Here is a 17,290-nt window from a genome sequence, read left to right as displayed (position 1 = left end):
GAAATTTCCCTTCCCCAGAATGGAAAGCGTTTAACAACGGTGAGAAAGTAATCAAGTGTTTTCTCAGGAGTTCCTCGATAAAATCTTGTTAGACTCTCGTATCCTACGAGACCAAGAGAATAAACCATCAAAAGGACAACCGTGTTAAAAGGAAGGGCAAAAACAGGAATACCAAAATGCTGCCAGAACGTTTTCGTTGACTCAACAACAGGAACAGCTACAAGAGAAGCAATCAAAGCCATAAAGTAACTTTTAGGCGAAGGAATTAAAAAAACACCACCCACAGCCATAGCTATGAGTATGTAGTTGAACGCTGAAATATCCGTAAATGCCTTTTCAAGAGAACCGGTCATAAGAGCTGTCACAAAAGTAGCCCCGACGTAACCTATAAAAGCCAGAAATGAAAGTATCCGCGAGTAAACAAAGAGAGCTAGAAAAATCACTATACCTGGAAGTGTATAAGGAGAAAAAAGAATCGTCCCCATAGAGTCAAAAAAACCTTTTAGAAACAGCGGAAGATGAAAATCCCATTCAGGATAGTGGGGACATAAACTTGTAACAAAAAGGTTGGAGTAGCGTAAAGAAGCAAGGTAAACGATAAAGCTCCCTATAACAAATGGAATACTTAAAACAGGCAGTTTAAAATAGTAAGAAAAAATAGAAGATAGAGAATATGTCATCAAAAATGTAAGGATACCAAGACTTATTAAAAATATAAGCGTAAGGGGACCTAACTTAAACAGATAACCTATTGCAAGACCAACAAGGAGAGGATTGTAAATGTAAAAATCAAGACCCAAAAATGTTTCTTTAAGACCAAGAAGTCTGGCAAACAGATAGGCTGAAAGAACACACAGAAATCCGGCAAATCCCATATTGAAATTAATTATAGAAACCAGAAAGAGAACCGCTCCAAACACAGGTTCAGAAATGAAAAAGATGCCGGCATAACTATTAAAAAAGGCACGGAAAAATTTCCTCAATCTATCATCACTTTTCATTCGTAAATTCCGTAAGATTATATGATAGGGAAATTATAGAACAGATTTGGAAAGAAAGAGAGAGAAAATCTTGAGTAAAATAAGGTAGAGGCCACAAACCTCTACCATCTGCACCAGCCAGGACCTCTTCCCCAGCCTCTTCCTCTGCCTCTTCCAAATCCACCGCGCCAGCCGCCTCTAAACCTGAATCCCCAGCCGGCACCTGCACCTCTCCTGCCCCACCATCCTGGTGGCACATCTTCAAATCTTTCCTCTTTTCCTTCCTCGGTTTTCGTACCAATTCTCACAATATTTTCGCTACCGCAGGAAGGACAGCTAAGCATCCATCTTGGTTTTCCAAATGGCGCCTCAAACTCTTTACCACAGTCAAGGCACTTAAAAATTCTAACCGGCGTCTTCATATTAGCACCTCCTAACTTTATTCGTTAATTAAAATAAACCCTCCTTGCTCGATTTTCAAGTAAGAGTAAAAAGAATTTTGATAGAATTAGCTTGAATTACTATTCATGTCCTTAAAACAGGAGGAAAAATGTTACAACTTGACGTTGCAATAATAGGTGCAGGCGGTGCAGGACTTTATGCCGCTCTCTCTGCTGTAAAAAAGAATCCCTCATTAAAAGTGGGCGTTATTTCAAAAGTATTCCCAACCCGTTCACATACCGGTGCAGCCCAAGGTGGCGTAAATGCGGCTCTGTCCAACGTTGCTGAAGACTCTCCGGAAAAACATACATATGACACCATAAAGGGAAGTGACTTTTTAGCTGACCAGGACGCAGTTGAACTTATGTGTCACATAGCCCCTAAGATAATAAGAGAAATGGAACACATGGGACTTCCATTCTCAAGACTCGAAAATGGAAAGATTGCCCAGCGACCATTTGGCGGTGCGTCGTTCCCGAGAACCTGTTACGCTGCTGACAAAACAGGACACGTGATGCTCCAGACTCTATATGAACAGTGTATCAGGAGAAACGTAAAATTTTTCAATGAATGGTTTGTAACCGCACTTGTTCACGACAGTCAGAAAGTTTGCGGACTCATTGCCATAGACATGAAATCTGGAAAAATAGAAGTAATAAGAACAAAGGCTATCATCCTTGCCACCGGCGGACACGCAAGAATTTACTGGAAAAGAACATCAAATGCCCTCGGATGTACAGGAGATGGAACAGCAATAGCACTCAGAGCAGGTGTCCCTCTTAAAGATATGGAATTTGTCCAGTTTCATCCTACAGGTCTTAGAAGAACAGGTATTCTTGTTACCGAAGGTGCAAGAGGTGAAGGTGGTTATCTCATAAACAAAGACGGTGAAAGATTCATGAAAAGGTACGCTCCTGAAAAGATGGAACTTGCGCCAAGGGACATGGTATCAAGAGCCATAGAAATGGAAATAGCAGAGGGAAGAGGTTTCAAAGACAACGAAGGAAACGAATTTGTCTATCTTGACCTAAGACATCTTGGTAAGAAAAAGATCCTTGAAAGACTTCCACAGATAAGAGAACTAACGATAGACTTTGAAGGTATAGACCCTGTAGAAGAACCAATTCCAATAAGACCAACTGCCCATTATTGTATGGGTGGTATTGACACCGATATAGATGGAAAAACCATCATAGAAGGTCTCTTTGCTGCAGGAGAATGCGCCTGCGTATCGGTTCACGGCGCCAACAGGCTTGGAGGAAACTCTCTGCTTGACATAGTGGTATTTGGAAAAATAACAGGCGAACTGGCTTCAGATTATGCAGCCTCATCGCAACTTCCTGAATTTCCAACCTCTGCACTAAAAGATGAAAGAGAGCGAATAGAAAGCCTCTTTGAAAAAGATGGAAAAGAGAAACTTGCAACCCTCAGAAATGAACTAAGCGATATCCTCACCTACGGTGCCGGTATATTCAGAGAAGAGAGCAGGCTTAAAGAAGCCCTCAATAAAGTAAGAGAAATTAAAGAAAGGGCACAACATCTAAAGGTTGAAGACCTCTCTTATACGTTTAACACTAACCTTCAACAAACCCTTGAATTTCTCAACATGATTGAGCTTGCAGAAGTAACAGTAATGACAGCTCTTGAAAGGAGAGAAAGTAGAGGAGCCCATTATAGAGTTGACTATCCAGAGAGGAACGACAAGGAATTTCTCAAACATTCAATAGTAACATTTGAAAACGGTGAGTATAAACTCTCATACAAACCGGTAAACATAACCAAGTACAAACCTGAAGAGAGGAAATACTGATGGCTGAAACAAAAAAGGTGGTCTTTAGAATAAGCAGGTTCAACCCTGAATTTGACGAGAAACCTCACTTTCAGGATTTTAAAATAGAAGTACCGAAAGGAATGACCGTCCTTGAAGCTCTCTATTTCATAAAAGAAAACATAGATCCTACCCTTACATTTAGAGGATTTTGCAGAAGTGCCATATGTGGCTCATGTTCGGTAAAGGTTAACGGCCATCCAAAGCTTGCGTGCAAAACGCAGGTCTGGGAAGAGGTAAAAAGGTTCAAAACCAACGTTCTTAAATTAGAACCTTTGGGAAACATGAAGGTTATCAGAGACCTGGCCGTTGACTTTTCTGAAGCTGAAGAAAAATTCAAAAAGGTTAAACCTTTCCTGATCCCTGACCCTGAAGTGGTTCCGGAAACAAACGAAGAAGAATCGATTGTCTATCCGGAAGAGATGGAAAAGTTTGATAAGTTTACAGACTGTATCCTGTGTGGCACTTGCTACTCAATGTGTCCGGCCGTAATGTTCGTTGATGATTATGCAGGTCCCTTCCAGTTTGGAAGAATTTTTAGATTTGCGGAAGACCCAAGAGACGGACTCAAAAAAGAGCGCTCAAAAATAGCTTACGCATTTGAACTGTGGAAATGTATCAGGTGTGAAAGATGTGCGGATATCTGCCCGAAGCACATTCATCCTGTAGAAGCTGTAACCCGCCTGAGAGCCATGTCCATTGAAAAAGGACTAACACTAAATCCCGGTGCAAGGCACGCCATAGCATTTTACAAAAGCGTAACATCAACAGGTATGTTGAACGAGGCCATTCTTCCGATTATGTCAAAAGGTATAAAAGGCGTTTTAGAAAATATGCCGGTGGCACTCTCTTTCCTGCTTAAAGGAAAGATGCCGCCACCAATAGTAAAACCCATAGAAGACATTGAAGGCTTTAAAAAGGTCGCTTCTCTCTCCGCGGAGGTTGAATAATGAAAAAATACGCTTTCTACCCGGGTTGTGCCCCTAAAGGTGCATCGATAGAATCCTACATATCAGCAAAAGCAGTAATGGATAAATTAGGTATAGACTACACAGAACCTGCATCTTTCAGCTGCTGTGGTGCAGGAAACGTTGAAGAGGTAAAACCCTCAGTAGCTCTTGGAATAAACGCAAGAAATTTAGCCATAGCAGAGAAAGAGGATAGAAATATCCTTACAATATGTAGCACCTGCTACTTAGAACTTAGAAAGGCAAAGAAGACTCTTGACGAAAACGAAAGGCTTAAAGAAGAGATAAATGAAATCCTGTCAGAAGTGGGCTTAAGGTACGAAGGCAAAGCTGACATAAAGCTCCTGCACCAGGTAATTTTAGACGAGTTTAAAGAAAAACTTTCCTCTCTCGTAACAGATAGACTTGAAAATCTCAAAGTCTATCCTTTTTATGGTTGCCACACCATAAGACCAAGAGACATTACAGGTTATGACGACCCGGAAAATCCTTCATCCCTCGAAGAATTGATAAAACTTTTAGGTGCAACACCCGTATCTGGAGCTCGCAGGATTCTCTGCTGCGGGTTTCACGCTTCATTCTCAGCATCTGACATAGCCATGAAGCTGACAGGACTAAACCTTAAAGAAGCCCACGACATGGACGCCGACTGTGTAATAACACCCTGCCCTTTATGTCATCTGAACATGGATGCCAATCAGAAAAAAGCACTGAACACAATAAAAAGCCAATTTATAATGCCTGTTCTTCACGTTCAGCAGTTAATCGGGATAGCGATAGGCCTTTCTCCAGAAGAGGTGGCCCTTCAGAAAAACGTTATTCCGGCACTTTACATAGTTTAAAGGGGGAAACACCCCCTTTTACTTTTGTGACTTTAAAAATTCATTCAGCAATTCCACAGCCTTATACGCCGCCGTATAAGTAATTGATTTACAGAAAACGACTCTCCTTTCATCGTCAAGTCCGGCGTGCTCTTTTTTAATTAATTTAATTAATCTAAAAACCATTCCACCACACGTAAGGTCAGGAAGGGAAACCCTTACAGGATTTACATTATAAGGTGCAAAGGCCGGCTGCATTTCTGCCAGGAAAAACTTTAAAAGTTCATCAACAAGCGGTTTAACCTTTGAATCGTCTCCTTCAAGAACTGTACTTATTGCGGCACAAGCACCGTTCACTGCACCACATGTCCCATCCCACGCATATATTCCGGCCTTCCCATAAGACATAATGTAAGAAGGAATACTCTTATAAGGCTCACCAACTTTCTCCGCGAGCGTTTCAATAATAGCTTTAAAAACGCTCTCCGCACACTTTAATTCTGGAAAATAGTTAAACGCCTTCAACGCAACCTCTGCAGGTTCCAATTCCACATACCTCATAATCACCTCCCTAAAGTTTTTATAACAATATTCAGGGCAACCAGTAGAAGAACAATCGAAAATATCTTTCGAAGTTTCTCGGGATGGCTCTTATGCATAACCTTTACACCCATTTTAGTACCAACAAATATAAAAGGTATCATAAAAATCAGCGCCGGAAGATAAACATACCCCAAGAAAAAGGGTAACTTTGTACACTTCCAGCCATAAACAATGTAGTTTAACGTTGAAAAGAGAGAGTTAAAGAAAACAACACCTGTATTTGTAGCCATAGCTTCTTTGATAGGTATTCCGGCAAAAGAATGAAGTAACGGAGTTATAAGGGCTCCACCGCCAACGCCAAGCATGGAAGCTATAAATCCGGCAAAAAAACCTATGATAGCAATAACTTTAGCCGAAGGCAGAGAGGAAATTATTTCCTCACCGTTTCCATTCTTTTTCAAAAGCATTTTAAAGGACATAAAAGCAAGAAAGAGAGCAAAGAGAATTTTCGTTACATGAGGAGGAAGGAAAACAGCCGTCATAGCACTTCCGGCAAAAACACCGGGAATTGCACCAGTAATTAGAGCAAGAAAGATTTCCCTCCTAAAAAACTTTTCCTTTATGTGATGATAAGCTGAAGTTGATGAAGTAACTGTCATACATGCAAGAGATGTTGCAACCGACGATTTAACAATGATTTTACCCGGAATATCCAAAAACGGAAAAACAAACCAGAAAACGGGGACAAAAAGCATTCCTCCACCAATCCCAACGAGTCCGGCAAGAAAACCTATGAAAAATCCCGAAACAGAAAGAACTGCTGCAGCCTCAATGAGCGCTGAAACCAACATAAACCACCTCCCTCTCGAGTTAGTATGTGCTAACCTAAATTTAGACAATCATCAAAATATGTCAACTTTAAAACCCGCAGAACACACAGACTGCGTTGCTTTCATGGATTTCCATATTTTCATATAAAACTTATAATTTGGTTTTACTGTTTAGTTATATGTAGTCCTATAATAAATACCAATGTGATAATAAAGTGCACCTTGTATTACTCAATAAAAATATGTTGACATCTTGACAACGTTATTTTCAATCTGGTAGCATTAGTTAAAATAAAAACTAAGGAGGTAACACGATGAGAAGAATTCTCAGATTGGCTACTGCAGCTTTCATTTCAATGACTGCAGCAGCAAACGCACACTTCCTTTTATTAAAGCCAAATACAGACATGATCGGGGAAGGACAGAGCAGAGTACTCAAAATTGAAGCGAAGTTCACCCATCCTATGGAAGGCGGGCCGAACATGCCTTTTAGAATCGTAGATAGTGGAGCTGTAATAAACGGTAAAAAGTACAGGCTTCACTGGAAAAAAATTATGATCCCTGCCATGAAAGGAAGCAGCAAGAAAGTTCCCATGTATGAAACCACTTTTAAAATAAGAAGACCGGGAGTCTACCAGTTTTACGTAAATCCTACTCCCTATTATGAACCCGCGGAACAAAAATTTATTAAACAGATAACCAAAGTTTATGTAGAATCCTTTGGACTGGAAGATGGCTGGGATAAACCCATTGGACTACAGGCAGAAATAGTTCCTCTCACAAGACCTTTTGGTATCTGGGAAGGAAATACGTTTAGAGGCAGAGCTTACCTGAACGGCAAGCCTCTTGCAAATGCCGATGTTGAAGTTGAATACTTAAATACCAAAAACGTAAAAGTTCCCGCAGACCCCTTTGTAACACAGGTTGTTAAAACAGATAAAAACGGTTACTTTGAATACACAATCCCGTGGGCAGGCTGGTGGGGATTTTCAGTTCTCGGATACGGTGGAAAATTGAAATATAAAGATGGGAAATATTATCCTGTAGAGCTTGATTCCATTGTCTGGGTAAAAGCATATCCTAAACCAAGAGAGGTAAGATAAAATGCATATCTCTGAAGGTGTTCTTCCTGGATGGATGTTGCTCACAGGCTGGGGATTGACAGCTGCCGGAACTGCCCTGGGACTTAAGCAACTTGACAACAAAAAGATACCTGCAGCGGCCCTCCTGGCTGCTGCGTTCTTCGTGGCTTCACTAATTCATGTTCCAATAGGACCAACCAGCGTTCACTTGATTCTAAACGGACTGGTCGGCCTGTTGACCGGGTGGGTTACATTCCCAATTCTACTCGTAGGACTTTTTCTTCAGGCTGTTTTGTTTCAATTCGGAGGAATAACTGTTTTGGGAGTTAATACCTTTAACATGGCTTTTCCTGCCGTTATAAGTTACTACCTATGCAGAAATCTTTTAAAATCTGACAAACATTCTACGGTGGCTCTTGCTGGTGTAATTGCAGCGTTTGTGTCAATCATGGGTGCGGGTATACTCGTTGCTACAGAACTTTACTTAACAGGCCAGCAGTTTAAAAGCGCTGCAGAACTTGTTCTTCTGGCTCATGTACCGGTAGCAGTAATTGAATCAATTATAAACGTCTTTGTTCTTCTGTACATTAAAAAATCCATGCCGGAACTTCTCGGAGGAAGAAAATGAAAAAGTTAGCTATACTGATTTTTATATTTCTTCTATCAATAACCTCTGCTGCTTTTGCCCATAAAATATCTGTATTTGCAGATGTTGACAACGGAAAGGTTAACATAATGGGATACTTCAGTGACGGAACACCATGTAAAAACTCGGAAGTAAAGGTGTATGATGCAAAAACGGGAAAGCTTCTACTTACGGGGAAAACGGACAAAGAAGGAAATTTTTCATTCAAGCCTCCAAAAATAACCGACCTGAAAATTGTAGTAAACGCAGAATTGGGACACAGAGCAGAAACTATAGTGCCGGCTTCAGAGCTATCTGGAAGTGAAAATTCAGATATTTCCACAGAATCTTCTGCCGAAGAAAATCAAACGGCAGTTTCAGTTAAAACTCAAGAATCTACCTTTTCTTCTAACCCGACTATATCTAAAGAAGAACTCCAGAAGCTGGTAGAAAAAGCTGTAAATAAAGCAGTTGACAGAGAATTAAAGCCCATCCATCAGGAACTACTTGGAATAGAAATGGCTCTTACCAAACCTTCCATAGCAGAAATATTTGGTGGAATAGGCTGGATATTTGGACTTTTTGGAACTGCAGCCTATTTTTATTCAAGAAAGGAGAAAGATGGAAAATAAGCTTGCTGAAGGAAAAACACTCTTACATAGGCTCGATCCGAGGGTTAAAATAATTGTATTTCTTATGTTTGCCGTTTCCTGTGCCCTTTCTTCCTCTATATCTTTTCTCTTCTTCTCTTCCTTATTTATCCTTCTAATGGGCTTTGTCGTCAGACATGATCTGACGAAAGCCCTGAAATCTTTAATATTCGCAGACAGTTTTCTAATATTCCTTATAATAACCATGCTGTTCACGTATGATAAGGGAAGTAGTATTAAACTCGGAATAGTACATTTCTATCCGGAAGGATTAAAATATGGAGCCTTTCTTTTCTTCAAATCAAACGTTATCCTGCTGTTTATGCTCTTTCTCCTTGCAACCTCCACTGTTTTTGAAATAGCCCATGCACTACACCATTTAAAAGTACCGGCTAAACTTGTTCAAATACTGTTTTTCACGTTTAGATACATCCATGTAATAAGAGACGAATACAGAAGACTCCTGAAAGCTGCTGTCGCTCGCGGATTTAAACCAGGCACTAACATACATACTTATAAAACTTATGGTTACATTGTAGCCAACTTAATCATTAGAAGCTATCTTAAAGCAGATAGAATATATAAAGCTATGCTCTGCAGAGGATTTAAAGGTGAATTTCCGGTTTATCACCATTTTCACCTTGAGAAAAAAGATATAATGTTCGCTGCATTCTCAGTGCTTTTTCTCATTACAGCCTTCGCAGGGAGTATAATTTGGAAATTTTAAAGGTGGAAAACTTAACAGTTAAAAGAGACGAAAAAACGATCTTCGAAAATGTCAATTTCTCACTCAAAGAGGGCGAGAAATTCTTCATAGTGGGTCCCAACGGTGCTGGAAAAACCACTCTAATAGAAACTGTTGTGGGTTTTATAAAACCTGCATCAGGTAAGATATTTTTAAAAGGAAAAGAGATAAAGACAGAAGAGGACTACTACAAACTTAGAATAACGGTAGGATACATATTTCAAAATCCCGACGATCAGCTGTTTTCACCAACTGTTGAAGAGGATATAGCCTTCGGCCCCTTAAACATTGGAATACCAAGAGAGGAAATACCCCGGATAATAGATAATACCCTTTCAACACTTGGAATATCTCATTTAAAAGGAAAGATGACTTACAAACTATCTGGCGGGGAGAAGAGACTGGTATCAATAGCTTCCGTTTTAGCAATGAACCCAGAAGCATTGATAATGGACGAACCAACAGTCGGTATTGACGATAAAAAACTAAAATTATTAATAAAATTTTTGAAAACAACTAATAAAAGTTTAATCCTAATAACTCATAATAAAGAAATTATAAATTTCTTCAACTGGCCAACTTATAAACTCGAAAATGGAAAATTGAAATATATATAAGCAAATTTTGTTTAAGCACTGGTCTATTTGCAAAAAATTATCAAATAAGTTATAATATCGATTAAATAGTATTCTACACTAAGGGAGGTTATCATGAAAAAATTCCTGCTAATTTTGACACTAAGCTTTGCTATGTCGTCAACATGTCAAGCAAAAGTTTGGGAAACAACATGTAGCAACTGCCATGGGAAATTTGCTCCCTCACGGAAAGTCCTTTTACAAAAATTCAAAACACCTGAAGAACTTGTTAAAAGAGCTAGAGAATTGGTCATCAAGGGAGTAATGCCTAAACAACTTCCCTTCGGATTAGCGGCCAAAGAACTTTATGGAAGAACACCCAAAATTTCCTACCAAACAAAAATGAATAAATCAAATAAGAACAAATATACTCGATTCTTTTCAATTCTTCCTTCAACACCTCCAATACCTGAAGAAGATCCAATGACTGTTGAAAAAATTAAATTAGGTAAAATGCTTTACTTTGATCCTAGACTTTCAAGAAGTAAACTTATTTCCTGCAATACTTGCCATAATCTATCCATAGGAGGTGATGACAATCAGAAAACCTCCATTGGAGACAAATGGCAACATGGCCCCAGAAATGCTCCAACAGTATTTAATGCTGCTTTTCTTAGAGTCCAATTTTGGGACGGTAGAGCATCTACATTAGAAGAACAAGCTAAGGGACCTTTAACAGCTCATGTTGAAATGAATGCTACTCCTGAAATGATTGTTGAAAGATTAAGATCTATTCCGGAATATAAAGAAATGTTTAAGAAAGCATTTCCCGGAGAGAAAAATCCAATTACTTTTACAAATGTAGCAAAGGCAATAGCTACTTATGAGCGGACATTAATTACTCCAAATTCACCCTTTGATAAATATCTGGCAGGAGATAAACATGCCTTAAGCAAAATACAAGTTGAAGGATTAAAGCTATTTGTGGATAAGGGATGTGTCAATTGCCACAGAGGACCTGTCCTTTCTGATGGTTTATTTCATAAGTTTAAAATAAACAATGACAAAGGAAGATATAACGTAACCAAAAACCCGGCAGATATGTATAAATTTAGGACTCCACAACTTAGAAATGTTGCTGAAACGGCACCTTATTTCCACGACGGTTCTGTAGAAAATCTAACACAGGCTGTTAAAATAATGGGGAGAAAAATGCTTAAAGTAAATCTTACAAATAGTGAAGCTTATAAAATTAGAAAATTTTTAGAATCCTTAACAGGACAAGTACCTATGAAAGCTGTTGTTTTACCTATAATTGAAGACCCTGCAAAATAGGGGAGGAGAAACCTCCCCTATTTTTTTCTATATTTCAAGAATTATCAGCTCATTTTCATCATCATAGGCTATTATCTCTGCGTACCTTCCCCACTTAATAAGAATCTCAAGTTGCCGCTCCGCTTCCTCTTCAGGCATCTCAAGAGAAAGAGAAGCAACCAGAACATCCCACTTCAACGCCTTATTCTCGGCAGACCTTAAAACATTAATAAGCCACTGAAATATCGGAAGTTTTTTTACAGCAACAGCAAACATCTCTTTCCTTGCAAGAATACTTGCCTGAGAGAACGTCTCTCCAAGTGGTGTAAGAATAACATCACCATCTTTGACTTCAACAAACTTTAAAAGTTCCGCTGCTTCAATGAGGTTTAGCAACTTTTCAGAACCGATGTTAAGTTCATCCGCCAGCTTATATATGTCATACCTTTTCTCTGCTTTTTCATCAAGATACTCTATAAGACCTATAAGATCAGAAATATCAACATCAGGAAGGATAAACTTACCCGGTTTTTTCGCCTGAGCAAACGTGTGTACTTCCTCAATAGCTTTACCTGCAAGAATAGAATAAACCTTATCAACTATGTTTATAAATTCCTGAGATTTCCTGTCCCTTGGATGCGGCAAATCCACTATAAGTTCTGAAATAATTCTTCCAGGATTTTTATCCATAACCACAATCCTATCTGCCATAAAAACGGCCTCTTCAATGTTATGAGTAACCATCAAAATGGTTTTTGTGGGAAGTTTTCCTTCTATCCAGAGTTCCAGAAGCTCTCCCCTTATCGCTTCAGCACTCAAAACATCAAGGGCTGAAAATGGCTCATCAAGGCACAAAAGTTCCGGTTCAAGAGCTATAGCCCTTGCTATTCCAACCTTCTGACGCATACCCCCGGAGAGCTCACGGGGATATGCAGTTTCAAAACCATCAAGACCAACTCTATCAATAAGTTCAAGGGCTATTGGAACCCTTATCTTCCTTGGTATCCCTCGCGCTTTAAGGGCAATTTCAACATTTTCAAGAACGGTCAACCAGGGAAATAGAGCAAACGTCTGGAAAACAATCGTAGCATTAGGATTGACACCTTTAAGGGGTTCACCTTTATATAAAACTTCACCTTCAGTAGGTTTTTGAAGTCCTGTAATTATCCTTAAAAGGGTACTTTTACCACTACCAGAAGCGCCAACAAGACAGACAAACTCATCCTCGTAAAGCTTTAAGTTTATATTTTTCAATGCATAGAAAGACTTTTCTCTGCCTCTATACATGTGACTTACATTTTTTAAATCCACCAGTACTTTCTTTTCCATGCTTTTACTCCATTGAAAACTTTTCATGTGCAAGATCGTAAAGCTTTTTCCAGAACAGTCTGTTTATCAAAACAACTGTAACAATCATCACTACCGTAGAAGTTAAAAGGAGTGGATAATTACCATTTGCCGTTGAAAGGGCTATAAGTTCTCCAAGACCGTTTATCTTTAAAACTTTGCCACCAAACTTAATATACTCTGCAACTATGCTGGCATTCCAGGCACCACCTGCTGCAGTTATTCCACCGGTAACAACATAGGGAAATATAGCCGGCAGAATAAGCACCCTCCACTTTTCCCATTTAGACAGATGGAGAAGCTGCGTTGTATATTCAAGATCCTTTGGAATAGAAGAAGCTCCTGCTATAACATTAAAAAGGATATACCACTGGGTTCCAGCCATCATAAGGGCAATTGAAGCTATGTTTAAACCGCCCGGGAAATTTAAAAATATAAGAACGAAAACTGGAAAAAGGGCAGTTGCCGGAATCGAAGCAATAATCTGAACAAGCGGCTGAAGCCATCCGGCAAGTTTTTCATTCCTGCCAATGGCAACACCAACAGGGATAGTCCAGGCAAGAGAAAGAATAAGAGCAATAAAAACCCTCAACGTCGTAGCACCAAGAGCCCTGAATATCTCCTTCCACTCGTAAGAAGGAATATTCATCATAACACCAAAAGCTTTTACAGATTCATAAACAACAAACATAATAAAAACGTAGAAAACAACTTTTGAAAACAAACTTTCACCACGTTCCTCGTTTCTATCTCTAAACGGCCATCTTTTTACTGCCCACAGATCTACTTTTTCAGAAACAACCTGCCATGCGGCATCAAGTTTTTCAAGAACACCTGAAGATTGAAGAAGGTTATAAAACCATGAAGACGGCTCTTTTTCTGTCTCAACATACTCTATCTTAAACTTCACAGACCATGCAAGGAGAGGCCGCCATACAAGTTGGTCAAGAATCACAATAATAAGTATCAACGCAAAAAGTCCCATAAGTATAGCGTGTATATCTTTCCTATCAGCAGCAGTTTGAAGATAAGAACCAAGCCCTGGAAGACGAAAGTCCTTATTGCCCACTGTAAACATCTCTGCAGCCATAAGGAAAAACCAGCCACCAGCCCAGCTCATCATACTGTTCCATATAAGATTAATGGCGGCAAAAGGAAGTTCCAGCGTTTTCAAACGCAACAATCTGTTAAATCTAAATATTCTGCTTGCCTCATCAAGATCTTTTGGAATGGTAATTAAAGACTGATACCAGGCAAAAGTAATATTCCATGCCTGACTGGTAAATATTAAAACAATAGAAGCAAGCTCGGCAGCCACATTTTGAGATAAAAAAGTGCTTAAAGCAAGAAGCGTAACAGGGAGGAAAGAGAGAATGGGTACACTCTGAAGAACATCAAGAAGCGGCATGAGTATCATCTCGGCTTTTTTATTGTAAGCGGCAAAGTACCCATAAACAAGGCTAAAAATCAGAGATAAAAGGTAGGCGGCACCCATCCGCGAAAGGGAAAACAGGGAATACTTAAACAACGATAGAGGAGATAGAGAAATTGTTAGAGATTCACCGGAACCACCACCTTTACGGGCAAGTAAAAGCGCAAAGTAAAGGAAGGCAAGAAGTATAACTATGCCAATAACAAACCTGAAATCTTTTTTATCAAAAGATATTTTAAGCAGTTTTCTCACTGTTGCCTCCAGTCCCTCCATAAATGGCCAGGCTTATTGTAAACGATAGAACACTAATTTCAAAATTACGCCAGAGGCAAAAGTAGATTTTCAAGAAATATCTTCAACGACAAATTCTTGAAAAAAGAAGCCCGCCAGAAACGGCGGGTAAAGTTTAGAGACCTAAATAAGCCTTTTTAACCTGCTCATTATTAAGAAGATTTTCAGCTTTATCTTCCATAGTTATTCTGCCGCTTTCCATAACGTAGGCTCTATCGGCAATTTTAAGAGCCTGATGAGCATTCTGTTCGACAAGAAGAATTGTCGTTTTATGTTCTTTATTAATCTTAACTATAATATCAAAAATCTGCTTAATAATAAGAGGTGCAAGACCCAGGCTCGGTTCATCAAGCAACAGAAGTTTCGGTCTTGCCATTAGAGCCCTTGATATTGCAAGCATCTGTTGTTCACCACCAGAAAGCGTTCCACCAAGCTGATTTTTCCTTTCCGCCAGTATAGGAAACAGTTCGAATATATATTCAAGATCCTGTTTAATCCCCTCCTTATCCTTTCTCAAATAGGCACCCATATCGAGATTTTCCATAACAGTGAGTTCAGGAAATATCATACGGCCTTCTGGAACCTGAACGATACCTTTCGCAACTATTTTATGAGGAGGAAGTCCCTGAATAGGTTCACCGTTAAAGATAATTTCACCTGAACGGGGTGGAACAACTCCGCATATAGACATCAATGTTGTTGTTTTTCCGGCACCGTTAGCACCAATAAGCGTAACAATCTCACCCTCATCAACTTTCAAAGAAACATTGTGCAGTGCCTGAATGTTTCCGTAGAAAGTGTTTATATTTCTGACTTCAAGCATTGTGTTCCTCTCCAAGGTAAGCTTTTATAACAGCAGGATTCTGCCTTATCTCTTCAGGTGTTCCTTTTGCAAGGAGCTTTCCGTATTCCATAACATAAACGACCTCTGAAATGTGCATGACAAGCTTCATATCATGTTCAATTAAAAGGATAGAAACATCCTCATTGTCTCTAATGTGATAAATCAAATCCATAAGTTCTGCCGTCTCTTTCGGGTTCATACCGGCTGCCGGTTCATCAAGAAGGAGAACAGAAGGTTCCGTAGCAAGAGCCCTTGCAATCTCAAGACGCCTTTGAGCACCGTAAGGCAGATTTTTGGCAAGCTCGTTAACATACTTTTCAAGTCCGACAAGTTTAAGAAGTTCGTAACTTTTTTCTATCGTTTCTTCTTCCTCTTTTCTTGTCCTTGGTCCCTTAAATATAGCACCCAATATCCATGACTTCGTCCTGCAGTGCCTTCCAACCATAACATTTTCAAGGGCTGTCATGTTCGGGAAAAGACGGATATTCTGAAATGTTCTTGCAAGACCGAGCTCTGTAATCTTGTTTGGCTTCATACCGTTTATTCTTACCCTTTTCCCGTCTTTCGTTCTCAAGTAAATATCACCAGCCGTAGGCTTGTATATACCGGTAACGCAATTAAAGAAGGTAGTTTTCCCGGCACCATTAGGCCCTATAAGCGCAACAATTTGTTCAGGATAAACCTGCAGGCTCACGTTATCCACGGCCTTAAGTCCGCCAAACTGCATCGTCAAATTTCTAACGTCAAGAATAGGCTCACTCATTGCCACCCTCAGCCGTTTCTTTTTTCTTATAGACAAATCTACCGCCTCTAAACGGAATCAATCCTTCCGGCTTAAATACCATAACAAGAACAAGTGCAAGCGCAAAAATTAACATCCTGTAATCAGAAAATGCCCTCAAGTACTCAGGGAGAAGTATCATAACAAGAGCTGCAAGAACAACACCAACAATAGAACCCATACCACCAAGAACAACTATAGAAAGAATAACTACAGATTCAAAGAAAGTAAAACTTGCAGGACTGACATAGGTGGTTTTAGCGGCAAAAATTACACCGGCAAAACCTGCCCAGGTTGCACCAAGAGCAAAAGCGGTAAGCTTTGCGGTTACCCTGTCTATTCCCATGGCCTGACAGGCAATATCATCTTCTTTTAATGCAAGCCAGGCGCGGCCAAGCCTTGAATTCTGCAACCTGTTAACGACAAAAATCGTGAATATGACAAAGGCAAGGGTTATGTAATAGATGTATATGAGAGACTGATTAACATCCATTTTTACACCAAAAAGAGGAGGTCTTGGAACGCCTGAAATACCACTTGGACCAAAAGTAAAGCTATCCCAGTTTTCCAAAACTATTCTGATAATCTCACCAAAGCCCAAAGTAACAATAGCAAGATAGTCACCGCGAAGCCTGAGAACAGGAAAACCAAGCAGAATACCGGCAAAAGCCGCAAGAATTCCTGCAATTGGTAAAACTTCCCAGAAATTGAGGCCAAAATGGTAATTCAGCAGAGCATAAGCATAGGCACCTACAGCATAAAAAGCAACATAGCCAAGATCCAGCAATCCAGCAAGACCAACAACTATGTTAAGACCAAGACCTAACATAACATAGATAAGCGCCGTAGCCATAATATTTGTCTGATAGGTTGAAAATAGCCACGGAAACGCAACGGCAAAAAGTAAAACAGCAGCGTAAAACAGCCTGCTATACCTGGGATTGGAAAGGATTTTGTAAATTACAGAATCTTCGTCCACATTACCTCTGCGTTCTTTCCTCTCAAGAAAATACCGCCACAAGTATGAAAGAACAAAAGCTGCAATTGCAACATAAATAACGTTTTTCCAACGGAAAATCACCCTATTTTCAGCAGTATCTACTTTCATCACCACTATGGGAAACGTCAGAAAAACAAACCAAACAGCCGCTATTAATGACTTCTTTACCTCTTCTATAACTCCTTTCATCGCC

The 17,290-nt window shown here is 39.6% G+C and carries 18 protein-coding genes; 9 read left to right on the top strand and 9 right to left on the bottom strand.

What is annotated here, in order from left to right; translation table 11 throughout:
• A partial coding sequence (locus MV676_RS09025) for an urea transporter (protein ID WP_297446997.1) occupies positions 1–1,001 on the bottom strand: 1,001 nt, incomplete at its 3' end.
• A 101-nt stretch (positions 1,002–1,102) separates the two neighbouring features.
• On the bottom strand, positions 1,103–1,402 hold the full coding sequence (locus MV676_RS09020) for a hypothetical protein (protein WP_022846527.1): 300 nt from the start codon (positions 1,400–1,402) through the stop codon (positions 1,103–1,105).
• 128 nt (positions 1,403–1,530) lie between these two features.
• Between MV676_RS09020 and sdhA the strand changes: the two genes are divergently transcribed.
• Genes sdhA through MV676_RS09005 form a run of 3 tightly spaced genes read left to right on the top strand, consistent with a single transcriptional unit; the run spans position 1,531 to position 5,059 of the window.
• Positions 1,531–3,231, top strand: coding sequence for a succinate dehydrogenase flavoprotein subunit (sdhA, locus tag MV676_RS09015; RefSeq protein WP_022846526.1), 1,701 nt, complete (start codon positions 1,531–1,533; stop codon positions 3,229–3,231).
• Positions 3,231–4,199 (top strand): succinate dehydrogenase/fumarate reductase iron-sulfur subunit, encoded by a 969-nt coding sequence (locus MV676_RS09010; RefSeq protein ID WP_022846525.1) that lies wholly within the window; start codon positions 3,231–3,233, stop codon positions 4,197–4,199. The genes sdhA and MV676_RS09010 overlap by 1 nt, the downstream gene beginning before the upstream one ends.
• Complete coding sequence (locus MV676_RS09005) at positions 4,199–5,059, top strand: CoB--CoM heterodisulfide reductase iron-sulfur subunit B family protein (protein ID WP_022846524.1); 861 nt, start codon at positions 4,199–4,201, stop codon at positions 5,057–5,059. The genes MV676_RS09010 and MV676_RS09005 overlap by 1 nt, the downstream gene beginning before the upstream one ends.
• 18 nt (positions 5,060–5,077) lie before the next feature.
• Here MV676_RS09005 and MV676_RS09000 read toward each other — a convergent pair whose 3' ends face one another.
• Positions 5,078–5,599, bottom strand: coding sequence for a C-GCAxxG-C-C family protein (locus MV676_RS09000; protein WP_297446990.1), 522 nt, complete (start codon positions 5,597–5,599; stop codon positions 5,078–5,080).
• A gap of 2 nt (positions 5,600–5,601) precedes the next feature.
• Positions 5,602–6,432, bottom strand: coding sequence for a sulfite exporter TauE/SafE family protein (locus MV676_RS08995; protein ID WP_297446987.1), 831 nt, complete (start codon positions 6,430–6,432; stop codon positions 5,602–5,604).
• Between the two features lie 293 nt (positions 6,433–6,725).
• Here MV676_RS08995 and MV676_RS08990 point away from each other — a divergent pair, with 293 nt between their 5' ends.
• The 6 genes from MV676_RS08990 (at position 6,726) to MV676_RS08965 (ending at position 11,423) form a co-directional block, all read left to right on the top strand.
• The gene (locus tag MV676_RS08990) at positions 6,726–7,514 is read left to right on the top strand and encodes a DUF4198 domain-containing protein (RefSeq protein ID WP_022846521.1); all 789 of its coding nucleotides are present in this window, start codon (positions 6,726–6,728) and stop codon (positions 7,512–7,514) included.
• A gap of 1 nt (position 7,515) precedes the next feature.
• Entirely contained in the window at positions 7,516–8,121 is a 606-nt protein-coding gene (gene cbiM / locus MV676_RS08985) for a cobalt transporter CbiM (protein ID WP_022846520.1), read from the top strand.
• Positions 8,118–8,750, top strand: coding sequence for a hypothetical protein (locus tag MV676_RS08980; RefSeq protein WP_297446985.1), 633 nt, complete (start codon positions 8,118–8,120; stop codon positions 8,748–8,750). Before cbiM ends, MV676_RS08980 begins: the two co-directional genes overlap by 4 nt.
• On the top strand, positions 8,740–9,495 hold the full coding sequence (gene cbiQ / locus MV676_RS08975; protein WP_297446982.1) for a cobalt ECF transporter T component CbiQ: 756 nt from the start codon (positions 8,740–8,742) through the stop codon (positions 9,493–9,495). The genes MV676_RS08980 and cbiQ overlap by 11 nt, the downstream gene beginning before the upstream one ends.
• Positions 9,483–10,130: an ABC transporter ATP-binding protein gene (locus MV676_RS08970; RefSeq protein WP_297446980.1), complete on the top strand. Its 648-nt coding sequence runs from the start codon at positions 9,483–9,485 to the stop codon at positions 10,128–10,130. Before cbiQ ends, MV676_RS08970 begins: the two co-directional genes overlap by 13 nt.
• Positions 10,131–10,223: 93 nt before the next feature.
• Positions 10,224–11,423, top strand: coding sequence for a cytochrome-c peroxidase (locus MV676_RS08965; RefSeq protein WP_297446978.1), 1,200 nt, complete (start codon positions 10,224–10,226; stop codon positions 11,421–11,423).
• Positions 11,424–11,450: 27 nt separating this feature from the next.
• Here MV676_RS08965 and MV676_RS08960 read toward each other — a convergent pair whose 3' ends face one another.
• From MV676_RS08960 to livM, 5 genes are all read right to left on the bottom strand, one after another.
• Positions 11,451–12,731 carry an AAA-associated domain-containing protein gene (locus tag MV676_RS08960; protein ID WP_297446975.1) on the bottom strand — a complete coding sequence of 427 codons (1,281 nt, stop codon included), beginning with the start codon at positions 12,729–12,731 and terminating at the stop codon, positions 11,451–11,453.
• A gap of 4 nt (positions 12,732–12,735) precedes the next feature.
• Positions 12,736–14,433 (bottom strand): ABC transporter permease subunit, encoded by a 1,698-nt coding sequence (locus tag MV676_RS08955; RefSeq protein WP_297446973.1) that lies wholly within the window; start codon positions 14,431–14,433, stop codon positions 12,736–12,738.
• Positions 14,434–14,587: 154 nt separating this feature from the next.
• Complete coding sequence (locus tag MV676_RS08950; protein ID WP_022846514.1) at positions 14,588–15,295, bottom strand: ABC transporter ATP-binding protein; 708 nt, start codon at positions 15,293–15,295, stop codon at positions 14,588–14,590.
• Entirely contained in the window at positions 15,288–16,079 is a 792-nt protein-coding gene (locus tag MV676_RS08945; protein ID WP_297446970.1) for an ABC transporter ATP-binding protein, read from the bottom strand. Before MV676_RS08945 ends, MV676_RS08950 begins: the two co-directional genes overlap by 8 nt.
• Entirely contained in the window at positions 16,072–17,286 is a 1,215-nt protein-coding gene (gene livM, locus MV676_RS08940; protein WP_297446968.1) for a high-affinity branched-chain amino acid ABC transporter permease LivM, read from the bottom strand. The genes MV676_RS08945 and livM overlap by 8 nt, the downstream gene beginning before the upstream one ends.
• Positions 17,287–17,290 lie beyond the last annotated feature (4 nt).

Source organism: Desulfurobacterium sp. (genome assembly GCF_027028515.1).
Taxonomy (GTDB): Bacteria; Aquificota; Aquificia; order Desulfurobacteriales; family Desulfurobacteriaceae; genus Desulfurobacterium_A.
Note: the sequence above shows the minus strand (reverse complement) of the source record. Positions and strands in the feature narration are given on the sequence as shown.